The sequence below is a fragment of the Lacibacter sp. H407 genome (genome assembly GCF_037892605.1).
Classification (GTDB): Bacteria; Bacteroidota; Bacteroidia; order Chitinophagales; family Chitinophagaceae; genus Lacibacter.
This window is the reverse complement of sequence record NZ_JBBKTU010000001.1, coordinates 2,084,144-2,097,002: the sequence shown is the minus strand read 5'-3', so window position 1 is coordinate 2,097,002 and position 12,859 is coordinate 2,084,144. Positions and strand designations below refer to the sequence as shown.

General features: G+C 40.4%; 10 protein-coding genes. 4 read left to right on the top strand and 6 right to left on the bottom strand.

Translation table 11 applies throughout. From position 1 onward, the window contains the following. Positions 1-41: 41 nt before the first annotated feature. Together recG and WG989_RS09090 are read right to left on the bottom strand one after the other, a co-directional pair. Entirely contained in the window at positions 42-2,156 is a 2,115-nt protein-coding gene (recG, locus tag WG989_RS09095; protein ID WP_340428852.1) for an ATP-dependent DNA helicase RecG, read from the bottom strand. A gap of 43 nt (positions 2,157-2,199) precedes the next feature. Continuing rightward, positions 2,200-3,348: a glycosyltransferase family 2 protein gene (locus WG989_RS09090; RefSeq protein ID WP_340428850.1), complete on the bottom strand. Its 1,149-nt coding sequence runs from the start codon at positions 3,346-3,348 to the stop codon at positions 2,200-2,202. Between the two features lie 148 nt (positions 3,349-3,496). Between WG989_RS09090 and WG989_RS09085 the strand changes: the two genes are divergently transcribed. From WG989_RS09085 to WG989_RS09070, 4 genes are all read left to right on the top strand, one after another. Then, complete coding sequence (locus WG989_RS09085; RefSeq protein WP_340428848.1) at positions 3,497-5,500, top strand: caspase family protein; 2,004 nt, start codon at positions 3,497-3,499, stop codon at positions 5,498-5,500. Between the two features lie 43 nt (positions 5,501-5,543). Next, positions 5,544-5,948 (top strand): hypothetical protein, encoded by a 405-nt coding sequence (locus tag WG989_RS09080; RefSeq protein ID WP_340428846.1) that lies wholly within the window; start codon positions 5,544-5,546, stop codon positions 5,946-5,948. Between the two features lie 80 nt (positions 5,949-6,028). Next, positions 6,029-7,225, top strand: a complete 1,197-nt coding sequence (locus tag WG989_RS09075) for a CHASE2 domain-containing protein (RefSeq protein ID WP_340428844.1) — start codon at positions 6,029-6,031, stop codon at positions 7,223-7,225. Next, positions 7,218-8,030, top strand: a complete 813-nt coding sequence (locus WG989_RS09070) for a hypothetical protein (RefSeq protein ID WP_340428841.1) — start codon at positions 7,218-7,220, stop codon at positions 8,028-8,030. Before WG989_RS09075 ends, WG989_RS09070 begins: the two co-directional genes overlap by 8 nt. Here the strand turns inward: WG989_RS09070 and WG989_RS09065 are convergent. The 4 genes from WG989_RS09065 to WG989_RS09050 form a co-directional block, all read right to left on the bottom strand. Further along, positions 8,016-8,942, bottom strand: a complete 927-nt coding sequence (locus tag WG989_RS09065; RefSeq protein WP_340428839.1) for an alpha/beta hydrolase — start codon at positions 8,940-8,942, stop codon at positions 8,016-8,018. The genes WG989_RS09070 and WG989_RS09065 overlap by 15 nt on opposite strands. A gap of 66 nt (positions 8,943-9,008) precedes the next feature. Further along, positions 9,009-9,383 carry a response regulator gene (locus WG989_RS09060; protein WP_340428837.1) on the bottom strand — a complete coding sequence of 125 codons (375 nt, stop codon included), beginning with the start codon at positions 9,381-9,383 and terminating at the stop codon, positions 9,009-9,011. Positions 9,384-9,509: 126 nt separating this feature from the next. Continuing rightward, complete coding sequence (locus WG989_RS09055; RefSeq protein WP_340428835.1) at positions 9,510-10,139, bottom strand: response regulator; 630 nt, start codon at positions 10,137-10,139, stop codon at positions 9,510-9,512. 29 nt (positions 10,140-10,168) lie between these two features. Beyond that, the gene (locus WG989_RS09050; protein WP_340428833.1) at positions 10,169-12,847 is read right to left on the bottom strand and encodes a PAS domain S-box protein; all 2,679 of its coding nucleotides are present in this window, start codon (positions 12,845-12,847) and stop codon (positions 10,169-10,171) included. Positions 12,848-12,859: the final 12 nt, after the last annotated feature.

Sequence of the window (12,859 nt, the reverse complement as noted above, 5' to 3'; positions counted from 1 at the left end):
ATTTAGTCAATTAAAACGGAAATAACTACCGCTTATTATCACTATGCTACCTTACTCCACACGGTTTTACCTTTTTTTGACAACAGGTAGTTTTTTAACAGCAAATTTTCGGCCGAAGAAAGTTCAGGATCATCCTGCAGCAACTGATCACTGATTATTTTCGCCGTTTCCAGTAATTCTCTATCCTGAACAATACTTGCCAGCTTAAAGTTCAGTAATCCACTCTGCCGGGTACCTTCAATATCGCCCGGGCCGCGGATCTCCAGATCTTTTTCTGCTATTACAAAACCATCATTTGTTGCACACATTATCTTTAACCGTTCCCGGGCATCATTCGTTAATTTGCTCCCTGTTAAAAGAATGCAAAAACTCTGTTCACTACCTCTTCCTACTCTTCCACGGAGCTGATGCAACTGCGATAAACCAAAGCGCTCTGCGCTTTCCATCACCATTACACTTGCGTTTGGCACATCTACTCCTACTTCAATTACAGTAGTTGCTACCATGATCTGTGTATCATTTTTTTTGAAGCGCATCATGTTGGTATCTTTTACCTCTGCTTTTTGTTTTCCATGCACCATACTTATGTAAAACTTCGGTTCCGGAAAAAAAGCTTTCACTTCTTCATATCCTTTCATCAGGTTTTCAAAATCCATTTTTGAACTTTCTTCGATCAATGGATAAATAAAATAAGCCTGACGTCCTTTGGCTATTTCCTGTTTTACAAAATCCATGACCGATGGCCGTGCCGTTTCATAACGATGAACGGTTGTAATGGGTTTACGACCTGGTGGCAATTCATCCATTACACTATAATCAAGATCACCATAGGCCGTCATCGCCATGGTGCGTGGAATAGGCGTGGCCGTCATTACCAGTACATGCGGCGGTATGGCACCCTTTGTTTGCAATTCGGCCCTTTGCGCCACACCAAAGCGATGCTGCTCATCTACAATGGCTAAACCTAAATTTTTAAATTGTACCACTTGTTCGATCAACGCATGAGTACCTACGATCATCTGGATGTCGCCAGATTGCAAACCACTCAGTATCTTTTCCCGTTCTGCTTTTTTGGTTGATCCGGTGAGCAGACGGATACTTATATTCATCTCTTTCAACAAACTTGATATACTGTTGAAATGTTGTTGTGCCAATATTTCGGTTGGCGCCATTAAACAACTCTGGTAATTATTATCAGCCGCCAATAACATCGTTAACAATGCCACAATGGTTTTACCACTGCCCACATCGCCTTGTAACAAACGGTTCATCTGGTGGCCACGTGCTGTATCCTGCCGTATTTCTTTCAGCACTCTTTTCTGTGCACCGGTCAATTGAAACGGAAGATGATCGTTGTAAAATGTATTGAACAGATCGCCTACTTTATCAAACACAACACCTTTTGAAAAACGGTGACGGTTACTCTTGATCATACCCATACGCAGTTGTGCGAAAAATAATTCCTCAAACTTCAGGCGTTGCAACGCAGCTTCGTATTGAGCAGCATCCGCAGGAAAATGAATGAACCGATATGCTTCATAGCGAGATGGAAAATTCAACTGAGCAATTATTTTCTCCGGCAAATTTTCAGGAAGATCTTTGGGGTGTAATTGCGGCAATAACACAGCGGTCAGCTTTGCAATACTTCTTCCATTCAATCCTCTTGCCTTTAATTTTTCTGTTGTAGGATAGATTGGTTCCAGCAACGATTTACCCTCTGCGTTTTCATGCGTACGTACTTCCAGTTCGGGATGTACGATCTGCGGCTTCCCCATAAAAAAACCAAGCTTGCCAAAAACAAGAAATTCCTGTCCGATCGCTAATAATTTTTCCACCCAGTTAATTCCCTGGAACCATGTAAGCTCCATGCTGCCGCTTGCATCACGGATATGTGCCACCAAACGTTTTCCTCTTTTTTCACCGATCAGTTCAAAATCTGTTAAGCGTCCGGCCACCTGCACATAGTCCATCCCCATGTTCACCTGTGCAATGGGCGTTACTTTTGTTTTATCGATGTGCCGGTAGGGGAAATGTTCCAATAAATCACCAAACGTAAAAATGTTGAGTTCTTTTTTCAACAGATCAGCACGCAGCGGACCAACACCTTTCAGGTATTCAACAGGACTGCTTAATATGGTAGAGGAAGATTGACTCAACGTAATAAAAACATGAAATTATTGAAGAAACGAGTAACAATGTTCAACGCTTTGCTTTTTCCCAGAGCACCGATTGTTTACCGGATGCATAACCCATCATTCCCGCCAGCATCGCTGCATGCATAAACACAATGTAAAACGGAATGTTGAATAAAAAGAAAGATCGTTTTTGTTTCACCATCACCCAGCCTGCAAATGCCAACATGTAAAAGAGCAATTGCAAAATTAACAGCCATGTGTATAGTTCGCTTGTCTGTTGGTTAACAAGCAGCATGTTTATCAGTAACAAAAAAACAAATGCAGGTGCGCATGCGATCCAACGCATTACCCTGTGCGAAAAAAATTGGAACGCAAGTAGTGGATACCGAAATGGATCGAGCGCTGCACGTAACACAAATAACGATTGTATTCCACCTGCTGCAATTCGAACTTTACGTTTCCATTCATCAGTAAGTGATAACGAAGCAGTTTCAGAACTGATGGCATCCGCTACATATGCCAGCTTACGATGTTGCAGGTTGATCGATAAGGAAATAAAAAAATCATCCGTTATGGTTTTCTCAGGTATTGTTACAAACAATTCTTTTCGGAAAGCAACCAATTCGCCTGCCGCACCTACAACGGTATAAAATTTTGTTTCCTGTTGTTTCAACCATGATTCGTATCGCCAATACAATCCTTCACCCGATGCTATTGCACCTTCGGTCGATACTACTTTCTTTTCACCTGCCACAGCTCCCACTTTTTGTTGCGAAAAAGGTGCGACCAGTTGATCGATCGTTTGTTTCGATAACGTACTGTTTGCATCTGTGAGCACAATAATCTCATTTGTGGCAAATGTGACGGCTTTATTAATGGCTGCTGCTTTTCCCTTTCGTAATGGTTCATGTAAAACCAGAACAGCGGAGAACGATGATGCAATACGTACCGTATCGTCGGTTGATCCATCAGCTGCTACAATGATCTGGAGTTTGTGTGCAAGATAATCAAGTGAAAGTGTATTGTGAAGTTTGGCTTCTATTACACGCTCTTCATTAAATGCCGCAATGATGATGGTGACTGATGGCAGGTGGGCAGGTGCATCTTTTTTATTTACCCGTTTGTAAAAAGAAAACAGGTACAACAATGCCGGATAGCCGACATACGTATATAAAATTGCCCCTGCACAACAATAAAACAGAACAGCCCACATGCGTTAAAAATAGAAAGAATGACGCAATCAGCCGAATTAAGAATAAACAAGTAAAACTGAAAAATACCTTCAAGTGGGTATAGAAACTTTTCGCCCGTCATCTTAATATTGCTACTGTAACAGGAATCATTAACTTCCTGCTCCCAATATGAAATCAATCCTGCTTTTTGTTCTTGTTCTACTGCTGCAGCAGGCATCCGCCCAGGTCCCTGAAAAGTATGCGCTCATTGTAGCCATATCCAATTATGCGCCGAGCACCGGATGGAATAAACTCAATTCAGCAAACGATATCCCATTAATTAAAGAATCGTTGAAACGGCAGGGATTTAAGGAAGAGAATATCCGCATCATGCGTGATAAAGAAGGAACCAAAACCGGAATTCTTACAGCCATGCAACAACAGTTTCTTGGCAAAGCAAAGCCGGGAGATATTTGTGTGTTTCATTTTAGTGGCCATGGTCAACAGGTAATGGATGATAATGGTGATGAAGCGGATGGCTATGATGAGGCATTGGTTACGTACGACTCACCCATGGACTACGAACCCGGCGTTGAAAAACATTTACGGGATGATGCATTTGGAACAGAGCTGGAAAAAATAAGAAAACATCTTGGTAACGATGGTAATCTGTTAGTGATCGTAGATGCCTGCCATAGCGGCACCAGCACACGATCAGGCCTTGGAAATTACAGAGGCACTACCAACAAATATGCGCCGAAGGGTTATAAACCTGCAGCGAATTCAAAGATCATTAATGAAGGTTTGTTTAGTTTGGGTGAATCAAAACCCGGGCTTGCACCCATGAGTGCCTTCTTTGCTTCAGCAGCATCGGAACTCAACCAGGAATGTGGTGATGAACATTGCGGAAGTCTTTCGTTAGCTTTTTCAAAAGCATTGGCCAAAGCCGACAGCAAAACAAGCTACCGTGGATTGTTTGACAACATCCGTTTAGAAATGAGCAAATCAGTACCCGGACAAACGCCGAATGCAGAAGGTGATCTTGACAAAGAAATTTTTGGCGGCAAAGCATTGGGTAAGCCAAACTACTATGTAATTGAAAAAGCAACTGATAAAAAGAAAGTAACCATTGCCTGCGGAAAAATTTATAGTGTATTTGCAGGAACAACTGTATCGGTTTATCCATCCAACACCTATAATAAAGAAACTGCTAAACCAATTGCAAAAGGAACAATCATTACAGCAGGTGATTACAGTAGTGAAGTAGAATTGGATACTGAACTGAATGCTGATCAATTAAAAACAGCATGGATCTTTTTGGAAGAAGTAAGCTTTGGCGATTTGGTTGTACCGGTTACAGTAAAAGCAAAAGATGCAACATTGTTTACTACCATGAAAGGAATTGTAGCCAATAACAAACAGGCAAAATTGACCGACGCACAAGGCGATGTTTTTATTGAACAGGGAGCAGATGGTTTTAGTGCTGATTCGATTTACATTTCTACATCCGGCGATTACCGATTAGGAGTTTGCAGTAAGTCCTTAGCACCTGATCAACTGGCATCATTTATCGGCTCAAAAATTGCCGGATATGGTCGTGCCGCTTATCTTCGTAATCTCAACATGAAGAACGAAGAACTGAATGTGGTTTTTGAATTTGTACCAATTGATTACAAACCTGCTGCCGGAAATAACAATGCGATGATCACTGATCTCCCTGAAAAAACGATCAAAGATCCATCGGGCAATATCAGCTTCCAGCATAACGACCGGTATAATCTCCGTGTGATCAATAATGGACAGGAGCGCCTGTATTACAACATTCTTGAAATTCAGCCCGACAACTTAGTGAATGTATTATTCCCTGCCAGTAATCAGCAGCCAATGGATTGTTTTATCAATCCCGGTGATACTGTGCGGCTCACAAGAATTTTCCGGATCGGACCACCTGATGGAATGAATGTAATTAAACTTGTTGCTGCAAAAGCTCCATTAAATCTTCGCCAGATATTTGTTGTACAAGGTAACAGCCGGGGAGAACAACCCAAGGCAAACAATCCGTTTGAAAAACTGATGCAGGGTATTAACCGTACCGATGGCATTCAAACAAGAGGCAGTGGTGAAGAAACCATTCAGCCAGATGCAGTAAATATTTTTTCAGTCCCTTATAAAATCGTTCCAAAAAAACAATAAACTTTTAACCATCATTTTTCACAAATCAACAAAAACAAACAGTATGAAAAAGTTAGTATTCCTTACTCTGACTATCATTGGTTTAACCGTTGCTTTTGGCAACAAAGCAACCGCACAAGCTGCACCTAAAAAGAAAGTAGCAGTAGTTGCACAGGAAGTAAAAGAAAAGAAAGACCTGCCTGGTCCTGATGGCGGTCCCCGTGAAAAGAAAACACGTGGCTATTGCTATGCTTACTTCGACAACTATACTGGTCACTATGTAGACATCTGGGTAGAAGGTATTTATCAAGGTCGTCTTTCTCCATATGCTACATCAGTTCGTATTGATGTATGGGTACCGGGTAACTGGACAAAATGGTATGCTGAAACTACAGACAAAAGTCTTTACTGGAGCAACAGCAGCTATTGCAACGACAGCCGCATCTTTACGCTTAACCTGAAGCGTTAATCGAATATGTATTTACAGAAAGGGTATAAACAAATGTTTATACCCTTTCTTATTTTTATGCATCTTTACCCAACTACTGCATGCGATCACTCAAACGTTTTTTTGGCGAATACCTGCTGCTCAATTGTTTTATTTTTGGGTGCGTATCACTGCTTAGCTTAGTGATCCTGAATGTTTCCTTCTTCGATCCGTTTACCGAAGCATTTCATGATTTTACACTCACCGATCTTTACTATACAAAAGCAAAAGACAGGAACACGATCTACAAAGACAATATTGTATTGGTAAATCTTGAGAACAGGAACCGTAAAGAAATTGCCTTGCTGTTGCAGCAACTCCAAACAGGAAAACCAAAAACCATTGCTATTGATGCAGTATTTGCCGGTCGGAAAAATGAAGCCGACAGTTTACTGCAGCAAACCTTTCAGCTAAACAACAATTACATAGTGAGCTATATTGCTGATTTTGAAAAACCGGAACAAAGCATCTATTCCGATTCGTTCTTTACGAACCAGAAAGATGGGTATGCAAATATTGTTGGTGATGCTGCGGAATTTTCAACCATTCGCTATTACTATCCTTTTTCGAATGATCAGGAAGCCTTTTCAAGTTCCATCCTCAAGCACTACGATTCCACAACGTATCAAAAATTAAAAAAACGTGCTGGTCAAAAAACCGAGATCCATTATTTTGGTAACCTGTCGAATTTTCAATTCTATGATTTTGATGAAGTGATGGACCCTGCATTTGCAGTTGAACTTGTAAAAGATAAAATCGTATTGATTGGTTTTCTTGGACTGCCTTCGAAGCGAAATACGGTGCAGCTTGATGAAGACAAATTATTTACGCCACTCAACCCCCGACTGTCCGGCCGAAGCTATCCGGATATGTATGGTACAGTGATCCATGCAAACATTCTGCGAATGGCATTGGAAGATGATCATATCCGTGTAATACCATCATGGCTTACTGCCATCATTTCATTTCTCTTGATCTGGTTTATTCTTCCTTTGATCTGTGGTTTGTTTTTTAAAGGCGACCTGTGGTTCAATTCTGTTGGCACTTTGCTGCAATTGATAGGTGGTGTTGTGATTGTTTTTATTACCCTTATCAGCTACAGCAGCTTTCGATTAAAATTTGATCCGGGATTGGTGCTTGCCTGCCTTGTATTATTGCCAACTTTCATAAATTTATACGAAGTTTTGCTTAACTTTTTACGGCACAAACTAAAGCTCCGCTTTAATTCTGCTTTCCTTGGAACAAATAAACATGACTAAACTACTTTTTTTACTCCTGCTGTTACAACACGCTTTTGCCCAGGCTGCTGAACAAAAGTACCTGCTGTATAATGTAAACAATGATGTACACTGGGTGCATGATGGTAAAAAAGAAAAAGCAAAAAGAGGCATGTTCCTGTTGGCATCCCAAAGTATTATTCTTCCGCAAAAGGCTGAAGTAATGCTAATTCAACACGACGGGCAATCACTGCTGCTAAGTAAATCCGGCACCTACAGTTTTACACGTATTCAACAATTATTCAGCAGTTCAGAAAAAAGATCGGTATCAACTGCATTCTTCAGCTATGTATTTGAAAAATTTTTAAGCAACGATGATGCGGAAGAAAAACAAAAAGTAAGTGCCTCTGTATTCAGAGGGAAAAAAGCCATGCAATTACCGGCCGACAGTACATTCATCCTATCGTTTCCTATCTCACTGCAATGGAAACCTGAGCAAAAAAATATTCCGTACAAACTAACGGTTCATTACAAGCAAATAAAGATCGATACTGTTCTTCTTTCAAAAAATACCTTTACGTTACCTGAGAGTATTACAGCTGATAGCACTGCTGCATTGCTGAGTTGGACAGCCATACCATCGGACAGTAAACAAAAGCCAACTTTTTTTCTTGCCATTATTCCTGCCGTTATTGACATGGATATTATTCAACAACAATTAAAGCAGCTGCGGCTTGCTTACAGTAAGCAACCTGATATGCTTCGGCTGATGGAAAAAGATCTGTTTGAACGATGGATGGAACTTTACCAACTTCAACCGCCAACCGAAAAACTACCGGCCCAATAAAAATGTAATTGGAATGTGCAGACGCTTTTGCCATGCATTTTCAGAATGATCTTCGCCGGGAAATTCTTTAGTGATCCAGTTCTTGTTGTTGTATCCCTTCGATCTCATTACTTCATCTGCCTGCAATTGAAAAGGCTTGTACAACGAGTCGAGTGTGGCAGTACCATAATCGAAATAAATTTTGTGTGTTGCGGGATCAGGTAAACGTTGTTTCAGGTAATTTATAAATGCCTGAGGTATGAGATTATTATCTGCAGTAAATATTCCCGGCCAATGAGTAGATAAACAGGCGGCTCCGCCAAAAACAGCAGGGTATTCACAAACTGCATACATGGAAATAAGTCCGCCCATACTCGACCCGGCTATGAATGTATTTGAACGATCGGTTGCAACTGAAAATGTTGAATCAATAAATGGCTTCAGTTCTGTGACCACAAATTTCAAATAAGCATCTGACTGAACAGGAACCGGAAACAATGCATAGTCAGTTCCTTTTGTTACAGCATAAATTGAATCCTGCTGTTTTGTTGAAAGAGAAAGAAATGGTTTTTGCGGAAAATAATCTGCATGCCGTTCAGCTCCTGTGTTCCAGACGGCTACTACAATGCAATCCTTAATCTTTTTTTGTTGCAGCAACAAACTCATGGTTTCATCTACACCCCACTCCTGTTTATTCCATGTGCTGTTTCCATCAAACAACATTTGCCCGTCGTGCATATAAAGAACGCTGTATTTTTTTGCAGAAGAATAGCCAGCCGGAAGCCATACATCTACGTTCCTTGCTTTTACAAAAGCCGATGGGAATGCAGTAAACCGTTGCAAAGTACCGCTACTTACGAATGGCAACGATTCCTGCGCCTTTACGTTTGCAGTTAGGAACAAGAGAATGAAAAAAATTACTTGCCTGACCATAAAATAAATGTACTTACTTCAGGTCAATTTGAAAACGTTAATAAGAAAGGGAAACGGCCTGCAGTATTAATTCGAAGGACCGATCATATTGCCGAGAATAGCTGAAATTTTTTCAAAGTCGGAGCTTTTATCAAGGAAATATTCTGCCCCCAATTCAATGCATTTTTTCCGATAACTGTCGAAGGCATGATTGGTGATCATGATCACGCGGCAGTCTTTATTTTCCTTTTTGATATAATTGAGAATATCAATGCCGCTTTTGCCGGGCAAATTAATATCGAGCATGGCAACCTGTGGATTCAATTCTTCAATGAGTGTGGTTGCTTCATCATAAGAACCGGCGGTGTGAAAACTTGCTGTACTAAAATCCTCTGAGAGGATAGAGACTATCCGCTCAACATAGCTAACATTATCGTCAACAATGAGGACCAAAGGTTTCAAGATGAATTAATTATGTAGCAAATTAAGTCGATTAAATTCGGCAGAGTATAGGTCTTTTCACATACTCTTTGTAGAATAATTAAATGTAGAAAGTAGTAAAACGACTACAAGATTTACCGTTACAGGCTAAATGAGTTTCTTTTCCAGTGCGTAACGGGTAAGGTCTGCATTGGACTTCATGCCCATTTTTTCGAGTACACGTGAACGGTAGGTACTAACCGTAGTTACGCTTAATGCAAACTGATTGGCAATTTCGCTGACGGCTTTTCCGCTGGCCAGCATTTTGAACACATCAAACTCCCGATCAGAAAGTTTTTCGTGAAGCTGATCAGTGGTATCTACTTCAAAAGCTTTCGCTAATTTTTCTGCAATGGTGGGTGTAATGAATTTTTTACCCAGTTGAACGGTCTGGATAGCTTTTACAATATCATCATGAATGGTTTCTTTTCCAAGGTAACCAGCCGCTCCTGCTTTTAACACACGCAGGGCATATTGATCTTCGGGATACATACTCATGATAAGTACGGGCAATTTCGGTGCAATTTGTTTGATCTGCGACAACGCATCCAAACCACTACGGCCAGGCATACTGATATCACATATCACCACATCCCATTCCTGCTGAATGATCTTATTCACAAGAGTTTCCGCATCTCCAGCTTCTCCAATTTCAGCCGATGGGTATTCTTCGAGCAAGAGTAAACGCAGTCCTCTCCTTACAATGGCATGGTCGTCAGCAATTAAAATTCTCTTCATAAAGAAATTTCAAAGTAGTGAACATAGATTTAACTTAATGGAACCCGCACTTTAACCATAGTTCCGCTATTCGGCTTGCTTTCAATCAGAAACTCACCCTTCATCATCAAGGTACGCTCTTTCATGCCTAACAACCCAAGTGTTTTTATTTGTGTTGATTGATTCTTATCAAAGCCAACCCCATTATCCTCAATGTACAAAATAAATTCTTTCTTATTATTTTCCAAATGTATAACTATTTGACTTGCATTAGCATGGCGTGCAATATTGGTAAGTGACTCCTGGATGATCCGGAACAAACCTGTTGTATGCTCGTCAGGAATTTGAAGATCGTTGGCAATTTCAAGTTTAATTGGTATGCCGGTTCGTTTTGTAAACAACTCCGCTTGCCATTCAATTGTTGCGATCAATCCAATATCATCCAGCAAGCTTGGCCTTAACTCGGTTGATATGCGTCGTACCGATGCAACTGTTCCATCCAACAGTTCCATTAACTCATCCATTTTAGGAGGAACCACTTCTGTATCTCCTGCATTGATCTTCTTTTTCATCCAGGAAATATCCATTTTCATTACAGTCAGCTGTTGCCCCAACTCATCATGAATTTCACGGGCAATATGTGTACGTTCTTCTTCCCTCACATTTTGCAGATGCGCTGTTAATCTGCGTATTTGCTCATACGATTCCTGCACTTCTGCTTCTGCACGTTTGCGTTCTGTTATGTCTCTTATAATTGTATTCGTTCTTGTTTCACCACTGGCATTTCTGAATTTTACAGATGCAACCTCAGCTAAAAAAACTGTTCCGTCTTTCCGGAAATGCCGAAGCTCCGCCTTTGCTTTTCCGGTACGGCTACGCTCTTCAAAAAATACTGCCCAGTTAGGATCCGATTCATCAAGAATTGCTATTCGCCCACCTGTGCAAATTTCTTCCTCCGTCATTCCAAAAATTTCACATGCTGCAGGATTGGCTGCATATATTTCACCTTTACTGTTGGTAAGCAAAATACCATCTAAACTATTTTCAAAAAATAAACGATACTTCTCTTCGCTGGAATGCAATTCCAGCAATGCATTTTTTCTTGTACTGATGTCTCTTAGATAAACCGACAACCCTGATGCCGACGGATAAATATTTAACTCAAACCATTTTTTAAATTTATCTAACCAAGCTTCGAGGTACACATATTCACGTGTTTCAAATGCCTGGCGGATGGCAACGGCTGCCTCACCATCCTGATCAGAAAAAAGATGATGCACTTCACTGCCTAAAAGCTGTTTTGCATCGTTCCCAAATAACAGTTCGGCTTTTTTATTGGCATACACGATCTGATACTGGTTATCGACACCTAAAAACGCATCGGAAATACGCTCAAACACCTCACGGAGTTCGGTTGTTTTTTCCAACACTTGCTGTTCAAGTTGTTGATTAAACTCACGAAGCTGCTGTTCTAATTGCCTACGCTCCGAAATATCCCGATGCACAGCCACATAACCGGTAATACTTCCGAATTTATCTTTTAATACTGTAACAGATGCCTGCACATAAATTGGCTGATTATACTTATCATAAAAAACATATTCAGCATTATAATAACCTTTATTATTTAAATCGATCAACAGGCGTTGCGATGTTTCAGGATCGAGGTCGCTTTTAAGAAAAGAGCCTAACGGTTTGCCCAGAATCTCTTCTTTTTTAAATCCGTAAATTTCTTCAGCCCCTTTGTTCCAGCTTTTAATATTCAATGAAACATCTGTTGATAGCACAGCATCGCTCGTTTGCTCAACAAGGTTGGCCAGGTAATTTTTTTCTGCTACTATTTCTTCCTGGTTAAATTCACGCCGGTTGAGTAATAATGTATTCATCCAGATGAGTGCAAGGAAAACGAGGATCATACTGGTTACAAATAAAGCGGAACCAAATTCAAGGTTATACAACCCCGAACGCTGACCCCATAACCGAAATAAGCCAATGAATATTGGTAATAAAAAAGCAGGTATCAGTAAACGCCATGCTACAAAACTACCACTGTAAATACTGGTAAACTGCTGCATAATGCCTTGATCGGGTACTGCAAAGAACAATGCCAACGCCAGCATAAAAAAACAGATGGCCGAATGAATGGCCATTGGTATAAAATTCTGCACCTCATAAAACTCTTCTGCCCCAAACACATAACCTAAAATAGAAAATACAGCTACCAGCAGCACCAATACATTTGATAATTGTGATAGCAATATTGCGAAACGATGGCGGTTATATGTACATATGATCGCCCCGGCACACATTAAAAAACAAAAAGCGGTGTTAGGTGCCATATTATTAGTAAACCCACCTGTTACATCTGTATTTACTTTTTGTGCAAATAATAATTGATCGAGAATATAATTTGATTGTTGCGTTAGTGCCAGTATTTTCCAACCGCTAACAACCATTACCGACAGACAGATAATAGCAGCTATCCGTTGAACAGCAACATTTGTTTTGTTTCGCTGTTTGGCTATAAAAACAATTCCCAATAACAGAAAACAAATACAGGTAAGGGGATTCATTGCCACATAACCGGGTACAGGATGTTTCAACACTTCAATAGAAAAAGCCCATCCAAATAATACAAGCGTAGCAATTCCTATAATGGCAATCAAAAAAAGTTGCGACCAGTAGATGAGTTTTTTTTGAAATGGAATGTCGGGGGTAAATCGAATCATTTTATTCGGCAA